General features: G+C 62.7%; 19 protein-coding genes. 13 read left to right on the top strand and 6 right to left on the bottom strand.

All coding sequences use genetic code 11. The features are described 5' to 3' along the window. Positions 1 to 4 precede the first annotated feature (4 nt). The gene (gene cydB, locus F0M17_RS10205) at positions 5 to 1,030 is read left to right on the top strand and encodes a cytochrome d ubiquinol oxidase subunit II (protein ID WP_149597068.1); all 1,026 of its coding nucleotides are present in this window, start codon (positions 5 to 7) and stop codon (positions 1,028 to 1,030) included. Positions 1,031 to 1,056: 26 nt separating this feature from the next. Then, on the top strand, positions 1,057 to 4,386 hold the full coding sequence (cydC, locus tag F0M17_RS10200; RefSeq protein ID WP_149597067.1) for a thiol reductant ABC exporter subunit CydC: 3,330 nt from the start codon (positions 1,057 to 1,059) through the stop codon (positions 4,384 to 4,386). 86 nt (positions 4,387 to 4,472) lie between these two features. On the opposite strand, the gene F0M17_RS10195 is transcribed toward cydC, so the two are convergent. Then, positions 4,473 to 7,106 (bottom strand): DNA topoisomerase (ATP-hydrolyzing) subunit A, encoded by a 2,634-nt coding sequence (locus F0M17_RS10195; protein WP_149597066.1) that lies wholly within the window; start codon positions 7,104 to 7,106, stop codon positions 4,473 to 4,475. A 98-nt stretch (positions 7,107 to 7,204) separates the two neighbouring features. Here F0M17_RS10195 and F0M17_RS10190 point away from each other — a divergent pair, with 98 nt between their 5' ends. The 3 genes from F0M17_RS10190 to F0M17_RS10180 are packed head-to-tail and all read left to right on the top strand — an operon-like array spanning position 7,205 to position 11,691. Beyond that, positions 7,205 to 9,865, top strand: coding sequence for a GNAT family N-acetyltransferase (locus F0M17_RS10190; protein WP_141358347.1), 2,661 nt, complete (start codon positions 7,205 to 7,207; stop codon positions 9,863 to 9,865). Between the two features lie 51 nt (positions 9,866 to 9,916). Continuing rightward, positions 9,917 to 10,504 (top strand): DUF5998 family protein, encoded by a 588-nt coding sequence (locus F0M17_RS10185; RefSeq protein WP_038991869.1) that lies wholly within the window; start codon positions 9,917 to 9,919, stop codon positions 10,502 to 10,504. A gap of 2 nt (positions 10,505 to 10,506) precedes the next feature. Continuing rightward, positions 10,507 to 11,691, top strand: coding sequence for an alkaline phosphatase family protein (locus tag F0M17_RS10180; protein ID WP_149597065.1), 1,185 nt, complete (start codon positions 10,507 to 10,509; stop codon positions 11,689 to 11,691). Positions 11,692 to 11,771: 80 nt separating this feature from the next. On the opposite strand, the gene sepH is transcribed toward F0M17_RS10180, so the two are convergent. Continuing rightward, complete coding sequence (gene sepH / locus F0M17_RS10175) at positions 11,772 to 12,836, bottom strand: septation protein SepH (RefSeq protein ID WP_149597064.1); 1,065 nt, start codon at positions 12,834 to 12,836, stop codon at positions 11,772 to 11,774. 259 nt (positions 12,837 to 13,095) lie between these two features. On the opposite strand from sepH, the gene F0M17_RS10170 reads away from it, so the two are divergent. After that, the gene (locus F0M17_RS10170) at positions 13,096 to 13,395 is read left to right on the top strand and encodes a DUF4193 family protein (protein WP_038991867.1); all 300 of its coding nucleotides are present in this window, start codon (positions 13,096 to 13,098) and stop codon (positions 13,393 to 13,395) included. 87 nt (positions 13,396 to 13,482) lie between these two features. Here F0M17_RS10170 and F0M17_RS10165 read toward each other — a convergent pair whose 3' ends face one another. Further along, complete coding sequence (locus tag F0M17_RS10165; protein WP_038991865.1) at positions 13,483 to 14,016, bottom strand: DUF3093 domain-containing protein; 534 nt, start codon at positions 14,014 to 14,016, stop codon at positions 13,483 to 13,485. 141 nt (positions 14,017 to 14,157) lie between these two features. Between F0M17_RS10165 and dut the strand changes: the two genes are divergently transcribed. The 4 genes from dut (at position 14,158) to F0M17_RS10145 (ending at position 16,516) form a co-directional block, all read left to right on the top strand. Next, positions 14,158 to 14,616, top strand: coding sequence for a dUTP diphosphatase (dut, locus tag F0M17_RS10160; protein ID WP_149597063.1), 459 nt, complete (start codon positions 14,158 to 14,160; stop codon positions 14,614 to 14,616). A gap of 38 nt (positions 14,617 to 14,654) precedes the next feature. Beyond that, complete coding sequence (locus tag F0M17_RS10155; RefSeq protein ID WP_121867000.1) at positions 14,655 to 15,344, top strand: DUF3710 domain-containing protein; 690 nt, start codon at positions 14,655 to 14,657, stop codon at positions 15,342 to 15,344. A 3-nt stretch (positions 15,345 to 15,347) separates the two neighbouring features. Next, complete coding sequence (locus F0M17_RS10150) at positions 15,348 to 15,722, top strand: hypothetical protein (RefSeq protein ID WP_121866999.1); 375 nt, start codon at positions 15,348 to 15,350, stop codon at positions 15,720 to 15,722. Between the two features lie 62 nt (positions 15,723 to 15,784). Beyond that, positions 15,785 to 16,516, top strand: coding sequence for a DUF3159 domain-containing protein (locus F0M17_RS10145; RefSeq protein WP_246857051.1), 732 nt, complete (start codon positions 15,785 to 15,787; stop codon positions 16,514 to 16,516). Here F0M17_RS10145 and F0M17_RS10140 read toward each other — a convergent pair. Both F0M17_RS10140 and F0M17_RS10135 read right to left on the bottom strand, forming a co-directional pair. Continuing rightward, positions 16,513 to 17,178: a TrkA family potassium uptake protein gene (locus F0M17_RS10140; RefSeq protein ID WP_038991861.1), complete on the bottom strand. Its 666-nt coding sequence runs from the start codon at positions 17,176 to 17,178 to the stop codon at positions 16,513 to 16,515. The genes F0M17_RS10145 and F0M17_RS10140 overlap by 4 nt on opposite strands. A 15-nt stretch (positions 17,179 to 17,193) precedes the next feature. Next, positions 17,194 to 17,871 carry a TrkA family potassium uptake protein gene (locus tag F0M17_RS10135; protein WP_038991859.1) on the bottom strand — a complete coding sequence of 226 codons (678 nt, stop codon included), beginning with the start codon at positions 17,869 to 17,871 and terminating at the stop codon, positions 17,194 to 17,196. A 145-nt stretch (positions 17,872 to 18,016) separates the two neighbouring features. Between F0M17_RS10135 and F0M17_RS10130 the strand changes: the two genes are divergently transcribed. From F0M17_RS10130 to acnA, 3 genes are all read left to right on the top strand, one after another. Beyond that, positions 18,017 to 20,011, top strand: a complete 1,995-nt coding sequence (locus F0M17_RS10130; protein ID WP_073706048.1) for an APC family permease — start codon at positions 18,017 to 18,019, stop codon at positions 20,009 to 20,011. Positions 20,012 to 20,041: 30 nt separating this feature from the next. Further along, the gene (locus F0M17_RS10125) at positions 20,042 to 21,364 is read left to right on the top strand and encodes a class I SAM-dependent RNA methyltransferase (RefSeq protein WP_073706049.1); all 1,323 of its coding nucleotides are present in this window, start codon (positions 20,042 to 20,044) and stop codon (positions 21,362 to 21,364) included. Positions 21,365 to 21,555: 191 nt separating this feature from the next. After that, complete coding sequence (acnA, locus tag F0M17_RS10120) at positions 21,556 to 24,264, top strand: aconitate hydratase AcnA (RefSeq protein ID WP_073706050.1); 2,709 nt, start codon at positions 21,556 to 21,558, stop codon at positions 24,262 to 24,264. Between the two features lie 97 nt (positions 24,265 to 24,361). Here acnA and F0M17_RS10115 read toward each other — a convergent pair whose 3' ends face one another. Beyond that, a complete protein-coding gene (locus F0M17_RS10115; protein ID WP_149597062.1) occupies positions 24,362 to 24,976 on the bottom strand; it encodes a class I SAM-dependent methyltransferase in 615 nt (204 codons plus the stop codon). Positions 24,977 to 25,201 lie beyond the last annotated feature (225 nt).

The following is a 25,201-nucleotide window of genomic DNA, read 5'->3' as shown; positions in this document are numbered from 1 at the left end:
TTCAATGGATTGGCTTCCAACACTTTGGTTCGTTGTGATAGCGCTGCTCTGGTGCGGCTATCTCTTCCTTGAAGGCTTCGACCTCGGGGTCGGCATGCTCATCGGGCTTGGACGTTCCACTGAGAAACGCAAGCGCCTCTTGCTGAATACCATTGGCCCGGTCTGGGACGGCAACGAAGTGTGGCTGCTGACCGCCGGTGGCGCGACCTTCGCCGCCTTCCCGCACTGGTACGCTTCGCTGTTCTCGGCACTCTACATTCCGTTGACCATTGTCCTGGTGGCATTGATCTTCCGTGCTGTGGCCATCGAATACCGGGGCAAGGCGATCACCGTCGCAACCCGGAAAGCATGGGATCTGGCCCTGGGCCTCGGATCGTTGGTCGCTGCCTTCGGCGTCGGAGCCATGCTGGCGTTGACCACCTTGGGGTTGCCCTTGAATGAGAACGGGGACCGGATCGGCGGAGCCTTCGCCTGGCTGAATTGGCATGCCATTCTCGGTGGCGTAGCGGTGGTGGCGTTCTGCTGGATCCATGCATTGGCTTTCCTGCGGTTGAAAACCGACGGTGCGGTCCGCCACGAAGCAGGCAAGCTCGTAGGCCGCTGGCTGCCGGTAGCAATCCTGCCCCTGGTCGCGTGGGCACTGCTGGTGCTGCTGGATAACGACTCCGGCATCGCATGGGCAGTGATGGGCCTGGCGGTCATCGCCCTGGCTGCATCGATGATCAGCGGACGCGCTGGACGCGAAGGAGTTTCCTTCATCGCACTGGGAGTAACCCTGTTGGCCGGAGTCGCCGCGATCTTCACCGCCGCTTACCCGGTGGTGCTGCCGTCGACCATTGACTCGGCCTTCGATCTCACCGTGGCCAACGCGTCAAGCACGGCCTACACCTTGAAGCTCATGAGCATCGTCGCTGCCTTTGGCGTGCCGATGGTCCTGGCCTACCAGGCGTGGAGCTACTGGGTATTCCGCAAGCGCTTGCGCGAAGAGCATATTCCCGACACCCATCGTGTCGTCTCGATCATCAAGTAACTGCGTTTTCGACGGAAAGAGTAGCAATGCCAACCCCGCGATTCCTGCCGCGTGAACTGATCACGCCACGACAATTCCTGGTCTTGGCACTGTTCTCAGCGCTCAAGGTCGCGGGGCTGGTCCTCGTCGCCTACGCCCTGGGCCAATGGATCGCCACCATGGCCGCGGGGGGCGCCAATGAACCGCAGTTGCTGGTCCTGGCATTAGCCGGGGCCGCGCTTCGAGCATTCAGCGCGTGGGGCTTGAATGCAGGAGCCCGGCGCATGGGCCTAGGCGCAAAGGAACGCTTGCGGTTGAACCTGGTCCGCAGGCAAGCCGAGCAGCCGGCCATCGTCCCCGCGGCACAGCAGCAGTCCATACCGGTCACCGCCACCCTGGCCAGCCATGGCCTTGAGAAGCTCGATGACTACTTCACCAAATTCATTCCCGCGTTCATTGGCGCCGTGGCCGTACCGCTGCTGCTTGGCATCTTCATCCTCCAGCTGGACTGGATCAGCGCGGTGGTGCTGGTCCTGACCATCCCGCTGGTCCCGGTGTTCATGGCACTGATCGGCCTGCACACCCAGGACACCCTCAATGAATCCCAGGCCACCCTCGACCGGCTTGCCCATCAGCTCTATGAACTGGCCCAAGGCCTGCCGGCGCTGCTGGGACTTGGCCGAGCCCGTTCCCACGGCAACGCCATCGCGGCCGTGAGCAACAAGTACCGGGTGGCCACCATGGCCAACCTGAAGACCGTCTTCATGTCCAGCTTCTGGCTGGAACTGATCTCGACCCTCTCGGTGGCGGTCCTCGCGGTGATGATCGGCGTGAGGCTGGTCGGCGGGAACATGGATCTCGCCTCCGGGCTGATCATCCTGATCCTGGCACCCGAGCTGTTCTCCGCACTGCGTGAAGTGGGCTCCGCCTACCATGCGGCTGATGACGGGCTGGCCGCCTACCAGAAGTACACGGCCCTCACCGCACCCACCCCGGCCCGTCAGCTGCGGGCTGGCACCGCAGCGAATCCGCAGAACGTCCTGGAAGTCTCGGATCTGCAGATCAGCTATGATGGCGAGCATCCAATCCACCGCGCCGTCGATATCCAGTTGCGCGCCGGCGAACGGCTCGTGCTGTCCACGGCCAGCGGCACGGGCAAGAGCACGCTGCTCAAGCTGATCGCCGAGGCACACAGCAGCGACAACACCTTCGACCCGGCCTTGGCTAGCGGGCGGATCTTCATTGCCGGCCAGTTGGCCATGATCAGCCAGCATCCGCAGTTCAACGCAATGACCGGCAGCGAACAACTTGACCAGGATGCCCCGGCGGCACCTGCCGAATTGCGCGAGGAGCTCAGCACCCGGCTGTCGCTGCGCTCCATGCTCGACCGTCCAATCGGAGAATACTCGCCCGGCGAGCTGCGCCGCCTGGAAGTGCTGCGAGCCCTGCTGCGGGTCCACAGCGACGATCAGTGCACGGTGCTGCTGGCCGACGAGCCAACCGCGCACCTTGATGAGGCCAACGCCCGGGCAGTGCGCGAACTGCTTGGGGAATTGCCTGCCCGCTGCGCCATCCTGCTCGCCAGCCATGACCCAGCCTTTGGCCAGAGCCAGAATCCGGGACGTGCCGTTGAGGCTGCTGAAGCCGTGGCGTATGGGCAAGCCATGTGCCACCAGCAGCCGGATGCCTCGCAGACCCAGCCGGGGGCAACAGCCCAAGCGCCTGGGAACACCCGCTTCAATCCGATGCGCGATTTGCTTATGGGCTACAAGGCTGCCCCGAAAGCGGTGCTCTGGGGGACCGCGAGCGTGCTGTGCGCCGTGGCGCTCGCGGCGCTGAGCGGATGGCTGATCGTTGAATCCAGCTACCAGCCGGCCATTCTCCACCTGACCGTAGCTTTCGTCATGGTCCGCACCCTCGGCATCGGGCGAGCAGTCTTCCGCTACCTGGAACAACTGGCAATCCACGACGCGGTCCTGGCCTACGCTGCTGATCTGCGCGAGAAGATGTGGAACGCCATGGTGGCCAACCCGGCACGATGGGGCCTGCTCAGCCGTTCCTCGGTCATCCTGCGATTCTTGCTGGCCGAGGTGGATGAACTGCGCGACCTCTTGGCCCGCGTGCTGTTCCCGCCGCTGCAGGCAATCGCACTGTGGGTGGCCGCTGCTGCGGCCTTGTACATCATCCAGCCGGAGTTCGGTTATCTTGCCCTTGGCGCGTTCGGGGTGCTGGTCTTCCCGGTTCGTTGGCTTGTCCAGCGCATTGAAGGCGAGCACTTCGTGCTCCAGCTGCGCCACCGGATGCAGATGAACCAGAGCGTGCTGGGCATCTTGCGGCACAAGTCCGCGCTGCGCAGCAACCAGGTACTGGAACGCATCCTAGGCCGCTTCCAGGAAGCAGAAACCCGCAATACGCAACGCGCTTGCCGGCACGCACTAGGCCAAGGCAGCGCCACCGCCCTGGCCACGTTGGCCAGCGTGCTGCTTGCCATCGCCATCACCGCGCTATCGCACAGCAGCGCATCCCATACAGCGCTCGCCGTGCTCTTGAGCCTCGCGCTGGGGGAGAGCGCTGGAAATGCCTTGCTCGCGGTGCAGCAGGGACGTGCGCTGAAGGAACTGTCATCGAAGCTGGCCGAACGCGGCATGCGCAGCAGCCCGGCACCAGCGGCGCAAGGCAATGCTCCAGCCATGCCGCGAAAGATCGCCGGCTACGAAGCGCAAGATCTCAGCCTCGGATACGACGATGGTCCATCGGTCGTGGAGAATCTGAGCGTGCGCATTCCCGCGGGACAGTGGACGGCCATTACCGGGCCTTCGGGCTCAGGGAAATCCACATTGCTCACCGCCTTGCTCGGCGCGTTGCCTGCACGCTCGGGAGCGCTGAAGGGAATCGATGCCCACGGCAACCTGCTGGATCTGCAGCAGGCAAACCTGTCGTCGGTGGCGTGGTGCCCGCAAGAAGCGCACCTCTTCGACTCGTCGATTCGCCGGAACCTGATGCTGGGAGTCGATGACGACCAGCAGCGCAGCGATGCCCAGCTGGAAGCGGTTTTGGCGCAGGTCGGGCTTGCGGACTGGCTGGCAACACAGCCCGAAGGCCTCGAATCGCGCATTGGTTCCGGCGGGCACCAGCTGTCCGGCGGGCAACGCTGCAAGCTCGCCGTAGCGCGCGCCTTGGCAGGCGGCCACCAGGTCATCCTGCTCGATGAGCCGACAGCACACCTCGGCGTCGATGAGGCCCGAGAGCTGCTCTCGACCTTGCATCAGGCTCTTGCCGGGCGAACCGTCGTCATGATCACCCATGACCAGCAGCTCGCCGAGCAGTGCACCCACCGCATTGAACTGGGCAGCCGGAAGCCGGCCGTCTGCGTATAGACCGGCGGCGCCGTGCCCGCAGTGGAATGCAAGGGGGATACGGCGCCGCGTTCAATCCTGGCGCTGACGGCTCAGCGCATTTCGGTTCAGAGGATTACGCCGCCGTCATCGAAAGGCAGCGCATCTTCTCCCGGCGTGATGGCGGGAGCTGGCTTGGCCTTGGCCGGTTCGGGAATCAACGCTTCCTGTGCTGCGGCTGGGATGGGTTCCTGGGCAGCGGGTGCCGCCGGAGCTTCGTCTCCTCCGCTGATGGCTCCGCCAATGATGTTCACTGATTGGGCCAACGGGGCTCCCGAACCATCGCGTTTGCCGTATTCGGTAGGCAATGCACGCACCACACCCGCCGTGGAACTGGCGCGTGCCGGGCCCTGGCCGGCATAAGCCAGCTGCAGGTGGTCCTCGCCCTTGACGAAACGGTGCGCCCGCACGCCCGCGGTGGCGCGGCCCTTGGCCGGGAACTCGGAGAACTCGGTGAGCTTCACCGACTGGCCCGACGTCCCAGGAAGGGTTTGCGAACCGGCAGCGATGGTGGCTACCACGGCGTCGCTGGCACCGGCAGGGACCACTCCGAAGAAAATCACTTGGTCGTCGGCAGCGAGCTTGATGCCCGCCATGCCTTGGCCGGTGCGGCCCTGGGCGCGCACGGCCGAAGCGCTGAAACGCAGCAACTGCGCGTTCTTGGTCATGAACACCAGCTCGTCGGCGTCTTCGGCCGGTGCCGCGGCAATCACCACGTCCTTGTCCTTGAGCGTAATCGCCTCGAACTCGTCACGGTTCAGCGGGTAGTCAGGGCTCACGCGCTTGACCACGCCGTTCTGCGTGCCAATGGCAAGGACCCGGTTCAGCGGAACCAGCGCCACCGCGCTTTCGCCCTTGCCCAGCTTGAGGAATTCGGAGATCGGCACGCCATGGGCCAGCTGCGGGAAGCCGTGGGACTCGGGGAGCACCGGAACATCGATCAGCGAGATGCGGATAATGCGGCCGGCAGATGTCAGGGCGCCGATTTCTCCGCGGGCGCTGGAGGCGACCTGCGAGGTGAGCACATCATGCTTGATGCGCGCCGCGGCGTAATCCACGGCCTGCCGATCGGGGGTCCGGGCGATCTGCCCGGTGGCAGAGAGCAGAACCCAGCATGGGGTATCGGATACTTCCATCGCCAGCTTGGCCTTCTTGCCGGTTCCGACTTCTTCGGGCAGCGCGGTGCCCTTCAGCGGTGCCAGCTGGGCAGACTTCAGCAGCTTGGTCCGGCGCGGGGTGCCGAAGGTTTCGGCCATTTCACCGAGTTCGTTGGAAACCACGGTGCGCAGCAGCTCGTCGGACTCCAGGATGGCGCGTAATTCCTCGATTTCGTTGCGCAGCTGCTCGGCCTCGGTTTCAAGCTCCAGCTTGGAGAACTTGGTCAGCTGGCGCAGCCTCAGTTCCAGGATGTGGCTGGCCTGCGGTTCGCTCAGGTCGAAGACCGTCATCAGGCGTTCGCGTGCTTCAGCGGTCTGCTCGGAAGAACGGATGATGGCAATGACATCGTCAATATCAACGATGGCAATGAGCAGGCCCTCAACCAGGTGCAGGCGGTCCTCGCGCTTGGCCAGGCGGTGCACGGTGCGGCGGCGTACTACATCTATCCGATGGTCCACATACACGGTCAGCAGCTCACGCAGCCCCATGGTGCGCGGCTGGCCATCGACCAGGGCAACGTTGTTGATGCCGAAGGAATCTTCCATCGGGGTGTACTTGTACAGGCTGGCAAGCACGGCGTTCGGGTTGAAACCGTTCTTCAGCTCGATGACCAGCTTCAGGCCGTGATGCCGGTCGGTCAGGTCCACGACATCGGAAATGCCGGAGATCTTCTTGCTGTTGACACCATCCTTGATTTTCTCGATGACCTTTTCAGGACCCACGCCATATGGCAGTTCGGTGACCACGAGGCCCGACTTGCGTGCTGAAATCTTCTCCATGATCACCGTGGCCCGGGTGCGGAACAATCCGCGACCGGTGCGGTAGGCATCCTTGATGCCGTCCAAGCCGATGATGCTGCCACCTGAAGGCAGATCCGGGCCCGGAATGAACTTCATGAGCTCTTCGACGGTGGCTTCAGGTTCCTTGAGCAGGTGCTGCGCAGCGGCGACCACTTCGCCCAGATTGTGCGGAGCCATGTTGGTGGCCATGCCCACGGCAATGCCGGTGGTGCCATTGACCAGCAGGTTCGGGAACGCAGAGGGCAGCACTTCTGGCTGCATGAACTGGTTGTCGTAGTTCGGCACGAAGTTGACGACGTCTTCATCCAGATTTGCGGTCATCGCGACGGCAGAAGCTGCCAGGCGGGCCTCCGTGTAGCGCGGGGCTGCTGGTCCGTCATCGAGCGAACCGAAGTTGCCATGGCCGTCGATCAGCGGAAGGCGCAGCGAGAAATCCTGGGCCAAACGGACCATGGCGTCGTAGATTGCGGTGTCGCCATGCGGATGCAGCTTGCCCATGACCTCGCCGACCACGCGGGCCGACTTGACGTGGCCCTTCTCGGGGCGCAAGCCCATCTGGGCCATCTGGAACAGGATGCGCCGCTGAACCGGCTTCAGGCCGTCTCGGGCGTCGGGAAGCGCACGGGAGTAGATGACAGAGTAGGCGTACTCCAAGAAGGATGATTCCATTTCATTGGTGACGTCTATATCGACGATATTTTCAACGAAATCCGCTGGAATCTCTTCAGACTTCTTAGGAGCCATTACTCTGTTCGTCCTTCATCTACTGTCTTAGGGCCGGAACTGCCGAATCTTCGTGTTGCATCTGGGCGCAACGCCGAACTGCCGACTATCCTAAGCCTATGGTGGATCGTAAACTTTCGGCGGCATATCCGGCGCATTGGGAAGCAGATGTTGTGCTTCGCGACGGGACAACAGCGCACCTACGGCCAATCACCCCGCAGGATTCCCAAGCGCTCCAGGACATGCACAAGCAGCAGTCCGAGACGTCAGTCTACCTACGCTATTTTACGTACAAGTCGTCGCTGACCCCCAAAGAGCTGGAGCGATTCACGAATGTGGACCATGTGAATCGCGTCGCCTTTACAGTGGTTCGTGGCGCAAGGATCATCGGTGTCGGCCGCTACGATCGCTTGGATGATCCGCGGGAAGCCGAAGTAGCTTTCAACGTCTCGGACGAGTACCAGGGAACTGGGATCGGCTCGATCCTGCTGGAGCACCTGGCCGCGGCGGCCCGTGAAAACGACATTGAGAAATTCTCAGCCGAGGTGCTTCCGGAGAACCGCAAGATGCTCACTGTCTTCTCGGATGCGGGCTACGCCGTCGCCCGCCATTTCGAAGATGGAGTGGTGATGCTCGAGTTTTCCATCAGCCCCACCGAGAAGTCCCGCGAAGTGACCGAGGCGAGAGAGCACCGCGCCGAAGCGAGCAGCGTGGCAGCGCTGCTGGCGCCCAAGTCGGTGGCAGTGATCGGTGCCAGCCGCACCTGGGGCAAGCTCGGGCACGACGTGCTGGAGCAAATTATCGAATCCGGGTACACCGGTGCGGTCTATGCGGTGAACGATGCGGCCCTGGAAGTCGGCGGCATGGTGGCCTACGGAAAGGTCACCGAAATTCCAGGACCGGTGGATGTCGCCGTACTGTGCATTCCGCGTGAGGGGGTCAAGGACGCCATTGCCGACTGCGCCGCCCACGGGGTGAAGTCCCTGGTCATCATGACCACAGGATACGAAACCCTTGAAGGGCTGGGCGCACAGCGCGAACTTGTGGCGCTGGCTCGTGCCAACGGCATGCGCGTAGTCGGGCCGGGATCGGCCGGGTTGATGAATACCGACCCGCAGGTGAAGCTGTATGCCACTGGGAGCCAGCATGTCCCGGCCGCAGGAAACGTAGGATTCTTCACCCAATCGGCGGCCATGGGCACGATCATCCAGGGCGTCGCCCTGCAGCAGGGGGTAGGCCCCAGCAGCGCCATTTCCGCCGGCCTGCGCGCTGATGTTTCCGGCAACGACGCCATGCAGTTCTTCGAGGACGACCCGCGGACCCATGTGGTGGCGCTGTACCTGGAATCCTTTGGCAACCCGCGCAAATTCGCGCGCATCGCTCGGCGCCTGGCCCGCAGCAAGCCGGTAATCGTGGCCAAGTCCGACGTGATGGGCCGTCGCCTTCCACCCGGCCATTCTGTGCGCGTAGGGCAGGCAGCACCGGGGGCAATGAACGCAATTCTTCGCCAGTCCGGCGTGATCCGCGTCCGCTCCGCCGAAGAGCTCCTGGATGTCACCTCCCTGCTTTCAGTCTTCCCTCCGCCCAAGGGCCCGAACGTCGCGATCCTGTCCAATTCCTTGACCATCGCCGAGGTGGTGTGCGATGTCGCTGAAGACCGGAACCTGAACACCGTGGTGGAAGGCGAAGAGCTGGACTACAGCATCGGCCAGTCAAAGGCCATACCCGTGCTGCGCGCCCGGATCCAGGAACTGGTGGATGACCCGGAAGTCCACGCAATCCTGTTGGCGCACCTGCCCTACTCGGAGCTGGATACCCGTGCGGTGCTCAAGGTCGCCAAGGAGTTCATAGGCCAGCCGAAACCGGTGGTGGCCCTGGTTCCGGGGCTGGCGGATACGAAGATTACCGGAGGCCTCAAGCAGGGAATTCCGGTGTATACGTCGCCCACCACGGTCATCGGCGCCTTGGCCAAGGCCTATGGATACCAGCAGTGGGTGGACGTTCCCTACGAGCCGATGAGAGACCCGGAAGGAATCGATGTCGAAGGCGCGGCAGAGTACCTTGACGAGTTGGTGAAGACCATTTCGGGGACCAACCTGCTGGAATTGAACGACGAGCAGGTGCAGAAGCTGCTGGACTTCTACGGGATCAAGTTCCTGTCCCACCGGGTGGTGCACAGCGCAGAGGAAGCTGTCGCAGCGGCCGACGAGCTCGGCTGGCCGGTCGCGTTGAAAGCCAACGACCCCGATCTGCGGCAACGCCTGGACCTGGGCGGCGTGCGCTTGAGCATCCCGGACAAGCAGAGCCTGGAAGCGAACTTCGCCCACATGAAGTCGCTGATGGCCGCATACGGCGTGGACTCCCTGGATGTGCAGAGCATGGCGCCAGCCGGGCAGGCTTGCGTTGTCAAGGCCATGGAGGACCCGTTGCTGGGTCCGGTTATTTCCTTCGGGCTTAGCGGCGATCCGGTCAACCTGCTCGATGACTGGGCCCACGGCGTGGCGCCGTTCTCCACCCATGACCTGGAACAGCTTATCCGCCGTCCGCGCAGCAGCGTGCGTCTATTCGGCTACCAGGGATTGCCGGCAGTGGATCTGGAGGCCTTGAAAGACTTCATCACCCGTGTCTCGCTCTTCAAGGACAACCATCCTGAAGTGACAGTTGCCAAATTCGCGCCGATCACTGTTGCCACAGATTCGCTGAGTGTGCTGGCAGTGAGCATCCAGATCAGCAACGCAGAGCAGCGCACGGATAGCGTCCGCCGTGCGCTGCGCAGCTGAGTGCAAACGCCGAAACGTGAATTGCCGGTGGCGACTGAGTAGAATTGGGGCATGAGTTCTCCAACGTATTCGACCACTCCTGGCGCTGAGCTTCAGCATGACTTGGTCCGTGCGGGTTTTTATCCGCAGATGGTCCAGGATGTCCTGGCTGAGGCCATGATGGGCCAACCGGTGCTTGACCACTATGTGCATCTGGAAACTCACTTCGACCATACCGAGGTCCACCGCCACATCACCGTCATGGTGATGAGCGAAAAGGTGCTTTTCATCTTGCACGTAGATGACCAGCAGCTTGATGACCATGGCAAAGATGTCATGGCGCAAGTATCAGTCGAGATGATTTCGTTGGCGCGCATCGCTTCGGTTGCCACGAGCTTCGTCTATCACCAGCCGCAGCATTACTCGTCCGCTGACCCAGTCAAGGAACTGACCTTCGGGCTGTCCTGGGACGGAACCAAGCGGATCGACCTGGCCCCTGCTTCCTGCGGAGATCCGCAGTGCGATGCCGACCACGGGCTGAATGGCACCTCGCAGCCTGAGGACTTGGTCATCCGCGTCAGTGCCGAAGCCGATGGCCAGCAGGCCGTGAACAAGGCCCGCGAGTTCGCTGTGCGCCTGCGCCTGGCCACGATCGCCTGAGCATGATCGAGGAACAAAAGCTCAGCAGCCTGCCTGAACCGCCGCAGAAAATCCCGGAAGCACCCAAATACGGCCAGGCTACGCTGTCGGAGATTCTTCCCTCAGCGGCAGCGGCAATGGGGGTTGACGGCTATCAGAATGCCTTGGGCTTCGCCCCAACCAAGCGAGTAGCCCTGATCATGGTTGATGGACTGGGCTGGAACCAGCTTAAAAGCCATCTCGGGCATGCGCCCTTCCTGCGCGGCCTGTTCGAGAAGGGGCAGAAGCTGGGCACTGGCTTCCCTTCGACCACCGCGACATCCCTGAGCAGCCTGGCCACGGGCCTGGCTCCTGGCGAGCATGGAATGGTCGGCTATGACGTCATCGACCCGGCCAAGCGTCGTGTGGTCAACCAGTTGGGCGGGTGGCCTGGGGACTTGGACCCCGAAACCTGGCAGACTCGCCCGACCGTTTTCCAGAAGATCGCCGAGAACGGCATCCACGTGGCGACCGTGTCGATCCCCATGTTTGCCAAGTCGGCCCTGACCCGTGCGTCCTTGCGCGGGCCCAAATTCGTGCCGGCCAACCAGCCGGCGGCGCGCGCACGTGCCACCCGCACGATCTTCGACTCGAACCGCAACGCGCTGGTCTACACGTACTTCAATGAATTGGACAAGGCAGGCCACAAATACGGCGTCGACTCCAGCCAGTGGCGGGACACCCTCGAAGAACTGGACTACGTCATCAAGACCCTGGTGTCCAAGCTGCCGGAAGAAACCACGGTGCTGATCACCGGCGACCATGGAATGGTGGATATTCCAGCGTCGCAGCGCATCGACTACAGCCAGCAGCCTGAGCTGGTCGAGGGCGTCGAGCTGACCAGCGGTGAACCTCGTGGCGTCCAACTGACCTTCGACCCGCAGGCCGATGACGCCTGCCGGCTACGGGTCCGCGAGGCCTGGCAGCGGGCCTATGGCACCAAAGCCTGGGTGATGACGCGCGAGGAAGCCATAGAACGCGGCTACTTCGGCGCCATCACCGAAGAACATGCGGCACGGCTGGGCGATCTGATGATCTTGGCGGCCGAAGCCATCGCATTCTATGACGGCCGACGCGTCGCACCGATGGCCTTCGACATGGTGGGGCAGCACGGGTCGCTCACTGCGGGGGAGCGGTTCGTGCCATTGCTGGTGCACCGCACCAAATAGCCGGCAACGCAAAGGGAGCGGGAACAGCATTGGTCCAATGCTGTTCCCGCTCCCTTGTGCTCTCCAGTGTCAGCTGCGCACTAGGAGTCGGTGTCCTTCTTGCGCTTGCCGAACATGATGTCATCCCAGCTGGGAACGGACGAACGCTTGGCCTTGCGCGGAGCCGACTCCTCGGCAGGCTGTTCAGCTGGCTTGTCCTCGGCACGGCCCGAATCGTCGTCTTCATTGGTGACAACCACCAGCTGCGAGGTGCGCGCGGAAATCCCTTGCGGAAGATGCGGCAGCGCGTCCTCGTCATCGGTATCGTACTTGCTCATGCTGCGTTCGATGATCTCGTTGTAACGAGCCTCGCCTTCCGGATCCTGGTCCTTAGTGCGCTGCCCGCGGCGAGCGTTGAGCAAGGTGACCAGTTCTTCGGTCTCATCGGGCTCCGGAGTGCTGGCTGCGGCGGCCGGTTCCGCCTCTGGCTGGTTCAGTGCAGAGACCGGGCGAAAGTATTCAGGAGCTACCTGCTCGCTCAGGGTCTGGGCCCAGCGGTTCAGGTTCTTCAACGTCTTGCGCGCGGGAGTGAAAGCCCACCGTGCAATGTTCTCGGCAGCGGCAGTCGAATCCGAATCCAGTGACTCGACATTCTCGGTCGGCAGCGGGGAATCGAACTCCACGGTGACGATCCACTGGCCTTCCGGATCTTTCCAGGCATTCCAGCGCGCCGACTCGGCATCGATGTGCAGCTGGTGCAGGCGGTGGACCACCATGGAACCGAGATCGGCCGGCTCTTCGCCGAACACCTCGCGGTATTCGGCGTCGGTCTGCGGTCCGGAAACCTCGACGCGGCGTGCCAGCTCGGCGATGTGCTCGCGTTCAGCCAGTACCGGGCCTTCGTACTTGACGATATCCTCGACGGGGACATCCCATTCAAGCGACAGGTCGTAGGCGGACGCGCCAGCGCGCACTCGTGCCTGGATTTCGCGCGGCGAATGGACCGAGGACTCCTCACGGTTCCTCGGAGCCCTCGAACGGGCGATTTCAGCCATTGCACTGCGCAGTGCATCGTCAACAGGCAGCTCGAAGCTCATCCCGTCGTCACTGCTGACCTGCAGGCTGGAACCATTTTCATGAATTCCCACCAGTCTCAGCTGACGCATTCCTACCCTCCACACGCTCTATTTCCTGTGTAAAACTTTGCCACCTTGAGGCCCGAATTCCTACCACCACGCAGGGTGTGGCGCAAGATTAGTCCTCAACTTCACGCCGTAATTCCTCGAACCTTGCGCCCATGGCATAGCGTGGCAGGAACGGGAATGGATTACCCGGAAGAACGTTATACTTCTATGCCGGTACAAGTTTCCACCTCGTGGAGCAGCCGGCTAGGACGAAGACCTGCAGGAAAGAGCAAAAACGATTATGGCAAGTGAATCTGCTGCACCCGTGGCAATGTCAGAAGCGGAACGAGCCAAGGAAATCGCTCAGCTCAAAGCAGGCAAGACCGCAGCCATGGCCAACCTGGTTGACGAAGCGGAAACCCCCTTGGCTGAAGAGTACGTTCTGCCCGGCGGCGAGGCGCCGCAGGAGGAAGCGAGCGTCGAAATCCTGCCGGAACAGGCCGATGAATTCACGTGCGCGTCATGCTTCATGGTGCGCCACCGCACGCAGCTGGTCCGTGAGGACAACGGGCAAAAATTCTGCAGCGAGTGCGAAGGATGAAAACCCGCGCAGCAGTTCCGAAAAGCGCATGGCGCCCAACCAGAAGGTTGGGCGCCATGCGCTTTTCGGGCTCCAAGGCAGTCAACGCTATTCGCCGGCAGCGTCTTCGGACTGTTCCAGCTTGGCTGCTTCTGCCTTGCCTTCGTCGGTGAATTCGTACATCACGCCCGAGAGGGCGGCCGCCAGCTCTTCGGGACGCCGGGTAGACGTCAGCCAGTACGGCGTGGTGTCACGCTCGTCGGTGACCTCCATCCGCACGACTCCGTCGATCCAGCCGCGCAGCAGCATGTAGGCCAGGCCGTGCAGTTTCTGCCCACGCTGCTTGAATGCCTCATCTCCGCGGTAGCCGACAACCTCCCCGATGTACTTGCGTTCAATGCTGGCCCGTCCAACGGTCACCAATTCATCGGTGACCTCGATGGTCGGCGTGCGCAGCAGGAACACCGCGATCAGCGAAAGCAACACGACGGCACCGGCAATCCATCCAAGGATGCTGCTGATCGGAGCTAGCGCAATACCTGCGGTGATGGAAATGATGATTGGCCAAATCCAGGTGCTGGCCGATGGCCAAAGCTTTTCGCTGTACTGGACGTTCGAACCCGCGGGGCTGGAATTACTCATGGTTCCAAGTCTAGGCAATAATTCTCCGATTCAAGACCTCGAAGCCGGTTGGCAGGCCATTGGACGGCGTGCGCGATAGAGTTAGGCACGAGAAACTATCGAGTGACCATTTCACAAGACTCCGGGGGAAGACCTACATCGATGAGTGAGCCATCATTTTCCATTGCCATCAAGATGCTTGACACCGATTTGCCGGTCCCCAGCTACGCGCATCCTTCGGACGCCGGTGCTGACTTGCATGCTCGCGAATCCCTTGTGCTGGAGCCAGGTGCCCGCGCGCTCGTTCCTACCGGCATCGCGCTAGCCATCCCGCATGGCTACGTTGGTCTGGTGCACCCACGCAGCGGCTTGGCAACCAAGCACGGCATTACCGTGGTAAATGCACCGGGTACTGTTGACGCTGGGTACCGGGGTGAGATCATGGTCACCTTGTTGAACACCGACAAGTCCGAGTCCTTCGAAATCAGCCGGGGCGACCGAATTGCCCAGCTGGTTATCCAGAAAGTCGAGCAGGCGGCCTTCATCGCAGTGGATTCGCTGGAGGACAGCGCCCGCGGCGCAGGCGGATTCGGTTCGACCGGCGGATTCAACTCCAAGTAAGTACCCTTGAGAGCAAGACAAGATTTTCTAAGGACACCATGATTTTCAAGCGCAAGAAGGCCAAAGAGCAGCCAGTCGCCGAACCAGCTGAGGATGCAGCCCAGAACGAGCAGGAGCCGAAGACCGGCCCGTTCGATTACGACGACATCGAGAATACGCAGGAGTACCTGGACTTCGGCTCAATCCTGATCAAGCCGGTAGCCGGCTTGAAGGTCCGCATGGACGTTGAAGAGTCCAACAAGCGTGTCATCGCGGTGTCGCTGGAGATCGCCGAGTCGCGGATCCAGTTGATGGCTTTCTCGTCTTCGAAGTCCGAGTCGCTGTGGCCAGGCATCAGCGACAAGATCAAGAGCGACATCAGCGCCCAGAACGGTGAAATCTTCACCCGTGATGGCGAGTACGGCCAGGAGCTGCTCGCCAAGGTGCCGCAGCAGCTGCCAGACGGCCGCGCCGGGCATGTTGCGCTGCGCTTTGTCGGCATCGATGGCCGCCGCTGGTTCCTGCGTGCAGTCATTGGCGGCGCGGCCATCGGCAACGAGGAGGCCGCCAACATTGTCGACGGGATTCTGCGTGACGTCGTGGTCAATCGCGGCGACAAGCCGCTGCCTCCGGCTGAACTTCTGCCATTGAGCGTCCCGTCCAATGCCCAGGCCCGTCCGGCAGCCCCCGAGCAGAACCCTGAGCTGAAGCGTCCAGAACGCGGACCAGAGATCACCCAGATCGGCTAGAGAATGTCGCTGAAGGACAAACCCGTCACTCCGCAGCTCGGCCCCTCGGGCCAGAAGCCCACCTACCAGCGGCTGGACAGCCTGGAACAGCTGCCATCCAAGGGGCGGGTCGAGCACACCGGGTACGTCCAATCGGTGAGCTACTCCGCGACGAATGTCGCCCCGCGGCTGACCGCTGTAGTGGTGGATCGGCTCGGTACCGTGTCGGCCCGTCGCGGAACTGTGCCGCATGTTCGCTTGGCGTTCATGGGACAGAAAACCGTTCCGGGCATCAAGCCGGGCGTGAAGGTGGAGTACTCGGGAATGGTTGCTCCTGTGGATCAGATCCCGACGATCTTCAATCCGCGCTACGTCATCGTGCCGGAAGCCCGTCGATGACCGGCGACGGCCACTCAAGGATTCGAGAACGCCAGCCAGCTGGCGTCTAATTGGAAGTAGGCATGGTGAACAACGACGCATCCCGTCCGGACGATGATTCCGCACCGGAAACTAAGCATCCGAGTTTCGCCGAGATGATCGGCTCGAACTCCAACATCACGCAAAACGCTGACGGCGGAATTGACTTGCTCTCCACCGTTGGCGGCGTGCGCGGCATCCTGGAAACCGTGCTTCCCGGTTTCGTGTTCATCATGGTCTTCGCGCTTACCAGCAATCTGGGCTGGGGGCTGATCGCCTCGATCAGCCTCGGCGTCGTGTTCATGATCATCCGCCTGGTCAAGCGCTCGACGCTGATCCAGGCAGGCTCTGGGCTGATCGGCATCCTGATCTGCGCCTTCGCCGCACGGACTTCGGGCAACGCCAAGGACTACTACATTCCGGGGTTCTACGTGTCTGCCGCCTATCTGGCGGGACTGCTGATTTCGGTGATGGCCCGCTGGCCGCTGATCGGCCTGCTCTTCGGATTCATCCGCAATGAAGGCACTGAATGGCGCAAGAAGCCCGAACGCCTGCGCCGCTACCAGGTGGCTACCTGGATCATCATTGCTGTTTTCGCGCTGCGCCTGGCGGTGCAGATCCCGATGTACATCGCAGATGATGTCGTGGCCCTGGGCTTGGCCCGTGCCCTGATGGGAGTGCCGCTGTATGCGGCGGGGCTGTGGTTCGCGTGGCTGGTCTCGAAGCCGGCGGCCGTAGCCGGCGACGAGACCAGCACGCCCAAGCCAGCGGCCTAGCGGGTGGCGTCGCGCAACGTGCGGCGCAGCAAGGGTTCTGCGTGCGGGGTGGTGATGAAGAAGATTTCATCGCCACCCTCAATTACATCATCGGCACTGGGCGGGAACGGCGTCTTGTCGCGGACCACTGCCATCATGGTGGTGTCTTCGGGCCACGAGATGCGCCCGATGCTGCGGCCGATCAAGGCCGAATCGTGCGGGACTGTGAACTCGACCATGTAGACCTCGCCGGTCTTCAACGTCAGCAGCCGCACCAGGTCCCCGACCTCCACGGCTTCCTCGACCAGCGCGGTCATCAGCCGCGGCGTGCTGACCGCAACATCGACGCCCCAGGCATCGTCGAACATCCATTCATTCTTCGGATTGTTCACGCGGCCCACAGTGCGGCGGATGCCAAACTCGCTCTTGGCCAGCAACGAGACCACAAGGTTGACCTTGTCGTCGCCGGTCGCCGAAACGACCACGTCGTACTCTTCAAGCTGCGCCTGCTGCAAGACAGCTAATTCGCAAGCGTCGCCAATCAGCCACTTCACCGCTTCAAGATCTGCGCGTTCGGCCATTTCCGGTTGCAGATCGATCAGCAGGACTTCGTGGTGGTTGATGATTAGTTCACGGGCAATGGAGGAACCGACCGAGCCGGCCCCGGCAATCATGACCTTCATGGGATGCCTCTCAGGTTATTCGTTGGTCTGCGCCGCTGGCGGGCTGGCAAGGATCTTTTCCACGTCTTTGGACTCGTCCAGCCGCATCATCACATGCACCAGGTCGCCGCCCTGCAGCCGGGTGCGGTTCTCCGGGATGGTGCCTTCGCCGAAGCGGGTCAAATAGGCCACGCGCACCCCGGCGGCGGCTTCCAGCTCCTTGACCAGGTGGCCATACCAGTCGCGGTGCAAGGCCACTTCGGACAGCACCAGGCGTCCCGAGGGCTCCCGGAAGTCCCCGCGCATCGAATAGTCCGGCAGGATCCGGCGAAGCACCTGATCGGTGCTCCAGCGGACCGCTGCCACGGTGGGGATGCCCAGTCGCTGATAGATCTCCGCTCGTCCTGGGTCATAGATGCGGGCCACGACGTGGGGCACATTATAGGTTTCGCGCGATACGCGAGTGGCGAGAATGTTGGAATTATCACCGCTGGAAACAGCTGCGAACGCGTAGGCCTCGCCAATTTTGGCAGCGTCCAGCGTGTCCTTGTCGAATCCCATGCCGGTCACCGTGGTGCCGGAGAAATCCTTGCTCAGCCGGCGGAAGGCATGCGGGTCCTGGTCAATGACTGCCACGGAATGCCCCGCCGAATCCAGCGTGTGGGCCAGCGCGACACCGACGCGTCCGCACCCCATGATCACGAAATGTGCCACCGAGAACTCCTTGGTTTTGCTGCTTGCCGCGTGCCGCTTGGCGCCCACGGGCTGTGTGCTACGAATGCAACAATAGCGCTGATCGCGCCCAGTTTATCGATGGTGAAGCACGCCCGCGCCGTGCACCCTGCGATAACGTTGTGTCGTGCCTGCATTATTTGACGGTTTGAAGCGGATCCTGGTGGGCCGGCCTTTCAGCACTGAACAGCTGAAAAAGAAGCCGTTGCCACCCAAGGTCGCGTTGCCGATTTTCTCCTCCAGCGCCCTGTCGTCCTTGGCGTACGCGCCGGACGAGATCCTGCTGACCCTGGCCATTGCGGGCATCGCCGCGACCGCGCTCTCGCCAATGGTTGGACTGGCGGTCCTCGCGGTGCTGGTGGTGCTGGTGCTGTCCTACCGCCAATCGGTAATGGAGTACCCTTCCGGTGGCGGCGACTATGAAATCGTGAAGAAGAACCTCGGTGCACGTCCGGGCACTGCGGTGGCCGCGGCGCTGCTGGTCGACTTCGTGCTCACCGTTGCTGTTTCCAGCTCGTCGGCGGCCCTGTATCTTGCCGCCATTTTCCCTGCAGTGGCCGAATACAAGGCGTGGGTGGCCGCCGCCCTGGTCGCCTTCCTCGTGGTCGGCAATTTGCGCGGCAAAGGGCAAGGCCGCTGGACGCTGGCCATCCCGGTCTACCTTTTCGTCATCGGCATGCTGCTGCTGGTGGCCATTGGCGGCGTGATGGCGCTGACCGGTTCCCTCGGGCTCGCCCCGAGTGCGGACTTCACGATTGTGCCGGAGGCCGAGTTCGCCAATGGCCTGCATGGCGTTGTCGGTGCGCTGCTGATCCTGCGTGCCTTCAGCACGGGGTCGGCCGCGTTGACCGGCATCGAGGTTCCGATCTCCAACGTGCAGACGCTGGCCAAGCCGCGGGCGAAGAACGCGGCGCGGATCCTGCTGGTGCTGGGCCTGCTCTCCGGCGTGCTGACGCTGGGCACGCTGATGCTTGCCCGGGCCACCGGCATCAAGGTCGTCGCCGATCCGCAGGCCTCGTTCCTGCTTCACGGCGAGCCGATCCCCGAAGGCTTCGTGCAGATCCCGGTGTTGGGCCAGCTGGCCCAGGCGGTGTTCGGCGACTTCACCTTCGGCCTGGTGATCGTCTCGGTGCTGACCATTGCCGTGCTGCTGCTGGCCGGCAACCAGGCCTTCAATTCCTTCCCGCTGCTGGCCAGCCATCTGGCGACCGACGGCTTCCTCCCGCGCCAGCTGCGCACCCGTGGCGATCGCCTGGGCTTCTCCAACGGCATCCTGTGCCTGGGCATTGCCGCGATCGCGCTGGTGCTGCTGTTCCAAGGCGATGTCACCTTGCTGGTCCAGCTGTACGTGGTGGGCGTATTCGTTTCCTTCACGCTGAGCCAGCTGGCCATGCTCAAGCACTGGAAACGTGTTCTGGTGCCCATTGCAGACCGCAAGATCCGTGCGGCCAAGCAGCGCAAGCGGCTGCTGAACCTGCTAGGCCTGGTGCTCTCGGCGCTGGTGCTCGTGGTCGTCTTGGCCACCCGCCTGGTCCATGGTGCGTGGCTGGCCGTGCTGGGCATTGCCGTCCTGATGGTGATCATGGATTCGCTGCAGCGGCACTACCAGAAGGTCGACGACGAGCTGGCGGTCGACGAGGACTCCGCCGTCACCGCATTGCCCTCGCGCGTGCATGCGCTCGTGCTGGTATCCACCGTGCGCAAGCCGGTGCTGCGTGCCCTGGCCTTCGCCCGCGCTTCGCGTCCCTCGAAGCTTGAAGCGATCATCGTGGACGTGGAACGCGGCAAGACCGAAAAGACCCTGCAGGATTGGGAACGGCTGCAGATCCCGGTGCCGATCACTGCGCTGGCCTCGCCGTATCGCGATATTCCCGGAGCGCTGATTGAGCATATCCGTTCCATCAAGCGTGAATCGCCGCGGGAACTGATCGTCGTGTACATTCCCGAATATGTCGTGGGCCATTGGTGGGAACAGCTGGTGCACAACCAAACCGCGCTGCGCGTGAAGAACCGCCTGCACCATGAACCGGGAGTAGTGATTGCCTCGGTCCCGTGGCGCCTGCTCAGCGCCTCGCATGCCCTTGGCGGAGGCCCGACCGAAGAATCCTCGGCGCACCGCTGAATTGACTGCTTCTGAAGAAGGACTGGAACGATGACTGATACTCCAATGCTCACCGTCCGCTTGGGCAAGATTGCCCATGGCGGGCACACCGTCGCCCGCCACGAGGGCCGGGTGATCTTCGTGCGCCATGGCATTCCCGGCGAACTGGTCAAGGTGCGCCTGACGGACAGCGCGCCGGAGGCCAAGTTCTGGCGTGCCGACGTGGCCGAAGTGCTCGAAGCCAGCGAGCACCGGGTGCCGCACTTCTGGGATGCAGCTGATGCCTTGAAGCACCGCGATCCGGTGGGCGGCGCAGAGTTCGGCCACATCATCCTGGAGCACCAGCGTGAGCTGAAGTCGCAGGTGGCTGCCGAGCAGATGACCCGGCTGGGCGGCCTGAACGCGGAAGACTACAACTTCCCTGCGGTGCAAGCGGTCAAGGGCTCGGTCGATGGCCTGGGCTGGCGCACTCGGATGTCGTATTCCGTAGACGCCCAGGGCAGACTGGCAATGAGCGCATTCCGCAGCAACCAGTTGACCGGCATTGCGCAGATGCCCTTGGCCCATCCGGCCATTGAAGCCACCGGGCTGTACTCCGTGGACTACACCGGCATTGAACGTGTCGAAGCCGCGGTATCCAGCCAGGATGACCGAACCGTGCTGATCTTGCTGGCCGAGGCCAAGCCCGGCGCCGCGGCAAAGGTTGCCAAGCAATTCGCCGAGGGCGTCAACGTCGCCTCGTTCAGCCAGCAGGGCGGCTCGGCGGCCGACGGCAAGGGGCGGCTGCAGGTTCTGGCCGGTTCGGCGTACCTGACCGAAAAGGTGCTGGGGGAGAAATTCCGGATTACCGGGGAAGGCTTCTGGCAGGTGCACCGCGAGGCGGCCAGCCTGCTGACCCGGCGCGTGATCGAGCTGACCGAGCCGGCCGCCGGCGAGCAAATCGCCGACCTCTATGCCGGTGCCGGCCTGTTCTCCGTTCCGCTGGCCAAGGCGGTTGGCCGCGAGGGCCGCGTCTTCTCGATTGAGGGTGCTCCGGGCACCCATGCGGATGCGAAGAAGAACCTGCGCTCCTACTCGCAGGCCACGGTGATCCGCGGCCGTGTTGAGCGAGTGTTACGGCAGGTCGCCCGGGACGCTTCGCTGGATGCGGTGGTGCTTGATCCGCCCCGTACCGGAATCGACAAGCAAGTCGCCGCGGAGCTGGCCGCCAGCGCTGTTTCGCGGATTTGTTACGTGTCCTGCGACCCTGCGGCTTTCGCCCGCGATACCGCGCGCTTGATGGCCCGAGGCTACGAATTAGAGCACATGGAGATTCACGATTTGTACCCGCACACCCACCATATGGAGTCCATCGGGCTGTTTGTGCGCCGTTAAGCACCTGAAAGTGTCCGTTTAGACACGAATTTGGACCAAAATTTATTCCGAGGAGTCTTTTTGCGGGCTTTGGCGATAGACTGTTTTTAGCTCTGCCGCGCTAGGAGCCTGACTATCTCAGTTAGGAACTCCTAACTGGAATTGAAGTGTGCGTGTGCAACAGAATGAGTGTCTGGCGAGAGGAGTCCCACGTGAGCAATGTGGACAGCTTCGGTGCCAAGGGCGTACTTGACGTCAATGGAACCGAATACGAAATTTACCGACTAAATACGGTTGAAGGCTCGGACAGCCTTCCTTACAGCCTTAAGGTTCTTCTTGAGAACCTGCTTCGCACCGAAGACGGCGCGAACGTAACCAACGAGCACATCAATGCACTGGGTCAGTGGGATGCTTCGGCTCAGCCGAACACCGAAATCCAGTTCACCCCCGCTCGTGTCATCATGCAGGACTTCACCGGTGTGCCTTGTGTCGTCGACCTTGCCACCATGCGCGAGGCCGTCAAGGACCTGGGCGGCGACCCGACCCGCGTGAACCCGCTGGCACCGGCCGAAATGGTCATCGACCACTCCGTGCAGATCGACACCTTCGGCTTCGAAGGCGCCGTCGAGCGCAACATGGAGATCGAATACCAGCGCAACGGCGAACGCTACCAGTTCCTGCGCTGGGGCCAGACCGCGTTTGACGACTTCAAGGTCGTTCCTCCGGGCACCGGCATCGTGCACCAGGTCAACATCGAGTACCTGGCCCGCACCGTCATGACCCGCGAGGTCAACGGCGTGCTGCGCGCCTACCCGGACACCTGCGTGGGCACCGACTCGCACACCACCATGGTCAACGGCCTTGGCGTGCTGGGCTGGGGCGTCGGCGGCATCGAGGCCGAAGCAGCAATGCTCGGCCAGCCTGTCTCCATGCTGATCCCACGCGTTGTCGGCTTCAAGCTGTCTGGCTCGATTCCAGCTGGCGCCACCGCAACCGACGTGGTGCTGACCATCACCGAAATGCTGCGCAAGCACGGTGTTGTCGGCAAGTTCGTCGAGTTCTACGGCGACGGCGTGGCCGAGGTGCCGCTGGCAAACCGCGCCACCATCGGCAACATGTCCCCGGAATTCGGCTCGACCGCCGCCATGTTCCCAATCGACGATGTCACCCTCGACTACCTGCGCCTGACCGGCCGCAGCGAGGAGAACGTTGCACTGGTCGAGGCCTACGCCAAGGAACAGGGCATGTGGCACGATCCAAGCCGCGAGATCCGCTTCTCGGAATACCTCGAGCTGGATCTGTCGACCGTGGTTCCATCGATCGCCGGCCCGAAGCGCCCGCAGGACCGCATCGAGCTGTCCTCCTCGAAGGAGCAGTTCCGCAAGGACCTGCACAACTACGTATCGAACGCCGACGACACCCAGGGTGCTGGCCGCCCATCGGTAGCCGTCGAGGTCACCAAGGAAGATGGCACCCAGTTCACCCTGGACCACGGCCTGGTTTCGATCGCTTCGATCACCTCGTGCACCAACACCTCGAACCCTTCGGTCATGCTGGCCGCAGCCGTCCTGGCTCGAAACGCCGCTGACAAGGGCCTGACCTCCAAGCCATGGGTCAAGACCTCGGTCGCCCCAGGCTCGAAGGTTGTCACCGAGTACTACGAGAAGTCCGGCCTGCTGCCATACCTGGAGAAGCTCGGCTTCTACGTGGTCGGCTACGGCTGCGCCACCTGCATCGGCAACTCCGGCCCGCTGGACACCGAGATTTCCGAGGCTATCCAGGCCAACGACCTCGCAGCAACCGCAGTGCTCTCGGGCAACCGCAACTTCGAAGGCCGCATCAACCCGGACGTGAAGATGAACTACCTGGCTTCCCCGCCACTGGTCATCGCCTACGCCCTGGCTGGCACCATGGACTTCGACTTCGAGACCGACGCACTGGGCCAGGACGCCGAGGGCAACGATGTCTTCCTGAAGGACATCTGGCCATCGCCAGTCGAGGTCCAGGAGATCATCGACTCGTCGATCGATAAGGAAATGTTCGCCAAGGGCTACGACGGAGTCTTCGAAGGCGACGCACGCTGGAAGGCACTGGACACCCCAGAGGGCTCGACCTTCGCATGGGACGAGAAGTCGACCTACGCACGCAAGGCACCGTACTTCGAGGGCATGACCGCTGAGCCTCAGCCGGTCCAGGACATCAGCGGCGCTCGCGTGCTGCTGAAGCTGGGCGACTCGGTCACCACCGACCACATCTCGCCTGCAGGTTCGTTCAAGTCGGAAACCCCGGCTGGCCGCTACCTGATCGAGAACGGCGTGGATCGCAAGGACTTCAACTCCTACGGCTCGCGCCGCGGCAACCACGAAGTCATGATCCGCGGCACCTTCGCCAACATCCGCATCAAGAACCAGCTGCTGGACGGCGTCGAGGGCGGCTTCACCCGCGACTTCACCCAGGAAGGTGCTCCGCAGGCCTACGTCTACGACGCTGCAGAGAACTACAAGGCCGCCGGCACCCCGCTGGTCGTTCTGGGCGGCAAGGAATACGGTTCGGGCTCCTCGCGTGACTGGGCTGCCAAGGGCACCGCACTGCTGGGCGTCAAGGCCGTCATCACCGAGTCCTTCGAGCGCATCCACCGCTCGAACCTGATCGGCATGGGCGTTCTGCCGCTGCAGTTCCCAGAGGGCGAGTCGGCTGATTCGCTGGGCCTGACCGGTACCGAGACCTTCGCAGTCTCCGGCGTGACCGAGCTGAACAACGGCACCACCCCGAAGACCCTGAAGGTTACCGCAACCGCTGAAGACGGCAAGGTCACCGAGTTCGACGCAGTTCTGCGCATCGACACCCCAGGTGAAGCCGACTACTACCGTAACGGTGGCATCCTGCAGTACGTGCTGCGCCAGATCGCCGCTGCCAACTAGCAGATCCACTTCGACTGCGGTCGAAGCGAATCTCTAAGTAGTTCCGCATCGCGGGAAAACCTGAGACCCAAGGCAATTGCCTTGGGTCTCAGGTCATTTAAGCACGCTTGTGCGCGCTCAGATGGCCATGGGTACGGGCAGTAGGCCGGGTGCGAGTGGCACCTTCCAGCACGCCAAAGCCCGACTGTTCGAGGATCTCGCCTAGGTGCACGGGCGGCCAATACCAGGCGGGGGCGACCTGATGGCCAAAGGCTTCCAGCTGGTCCCCGGCAAAGAAGCCGAGCAGCAGCTTCCCGCCAGGCTGGAGCACGCGGGCCAACTCGTCCAATATGGGTGGAAGATCTGCCGGGGCAGCATGGATCACCGAGTACCAAGCGAGCACCCCGGAAAACTGCTCGTCGTCGAATGGCAGGTGCGCCAGATCAGCATGCAGGAAATTGGGCTTCCGGAAGGTGCGCCGTGCGAAGTCCAAGAACTCCGGCACCAGATCGACGCCGGTGGCCGGCCGATCGCCATCGGCAATGAACTGCGTCCAATGCCCAGGCCCGCAGCCAGCGTCCAGGACCGGGCCCCGCAGCTGCGCGGCCCACGCCGCAATCAGTTCCCGGTCCTCAGCCTCCGCCTGCTCCGGTGAACCGAACAGATCGATATACGCCTCGGCCACCTGCGAGTAATGAGCGGCGGTTTGGCCCGAGCGTTGCGATGCTTCCATGCGACAAGCCTAGCGAGCCGCAGGGGCCTGGAGAACAAACCTTGCTAGGCTCAGGAAAAATACCAGTCATGGAGGGCAGCATGGTAGAACTCTCGGTGAAATGCCCGTTGCAGCCTCTGGCTGGGCCTCGCAACGCCCGGCAGGGAGCGTACCGATGACTAGGCTAAACCTTGATGCCTTGGTGCCAGCAGCCCCGGCACAGCAAATACGGCAGTGGCTCGGCGA

This window comes from Glutamicibacter sp. ZJUTW, assembly GCF_008370855.1.
Taxonomy (GTDB): Bacteria; Actinomycetota; Actinomycetes; order Actinomycetales; family Micrococcaceae; genus Glutamicibacter; species Glutamicibacter nicotianae.
This window is presented reverse-complemented; position numbering and strand designations above follow the sequence as displayed.

Coding starts and splice junctions, on each gene's coding strand:
- cydB (WP_149597068.1), top strand. CDS start 5: ATGGATTGGCTTCCAACACTTTGGTTCGTTGTGATAGCGCTGCTCTGG.
- cydC (WP_149597067.1), top strand. CDS start 1,057: ATGCCAACCCCGCGATTCCTGCCGCGTGAACTGATCACGCCACGACAA.
- F0M17_RS10195 (WP_149597066.1), bottom strand. CDS start 7,106: ATGGCTCCTAAGAAGTCTGAAGAGATTCCAGCGGATTTCGTTGAAAAT.
- F0M17_RS10190 (WP_141358347.1), top strand. CDS start 7,205: ATGGTGGATCGTAAACTTTCGGCGGCATATCCGGCGCATTGGGAAGCA.
- F0M17_RS10185 (WP_038991869.1), top strand. CDS start 9,917: ATGAGTTCTCCAACGTATTCGACCACTCCTGGCGCTGAGCTTCAGCAT.
- F0M17_RS10180 (WP_149597065.1), top strand. CDS start 10,507: ATGATCGAGGAACAAAAGCTCAGCAGCCTGCCTGAACCGCCGCAGAAA.
- sepH (WP_149597064.1), bottom strand. CDS start 12,836: ATGCGTCAGCTGAGACTGGTGGGAATTCATGAAAATGGTTCCAGCCTG.
- F0M17_RS10170 (WP_038991867.1), top strand. CDS start 13,096: ATGGCAAGTGAATCTGCTGCACCCGTGGCAATGTCAGAAGCGGAACGA.
- F0M17_RS10165 (WP_038991865.1), bottom strand. CDS start 14,016: ATGAGTAATTCCAGCCCCGCGGGTTCGAACGTCCAGTACAGCGAAAAG.
- dut (WP_149597063.1), top strand. CDS start 14,158: ATGAGTGAGCCATCATTTTCCATTGCCATCAAGATGCTTGACACCGAT.
- F0M17_RS10155 (WP_121867000.1), top strand. CDS start 14,655: ATGATTTTCAAGCGCAAGAAGGCCAAAGAGCAGCCAGTCGCCGAACCA.
- F0M17_RS10150 (WP_121866999.1), top strand. CDS start 15,348: ATGTCGCTGAAGGACAAACCCGTCACTCCGCAGCTCGGCCCCTCGGGC.
- F0M17_RS10145 (WP_246857051.1), top strand. CDS start 15,785: ATGGTGAACAACGACGCATCCCGTCCGGACGATGATTCCGCACCGGAA.
- F0M17_RS10140 (WP_038991861.1), bottom strand. CDS start 17,178: ATGAAGGTCATGATTGCCGGGGCCGGCTCGGTCGGTTCCTCCATTGCC.
- F0M17_RS10125 (WP_073706049.1), top strand. CDS start 20,042: ATGACTGATACTCCAATGCTCACCGTCCGCTTGGGCAAGATTGCCCAT.
- F0M17_RS10115 (WP_149597062.1), bottom strand. CDS start 24,976: ATGGAAGCATCGCAACGCTCGGGCCAAACCGCCGCTCATTACTCGCAG.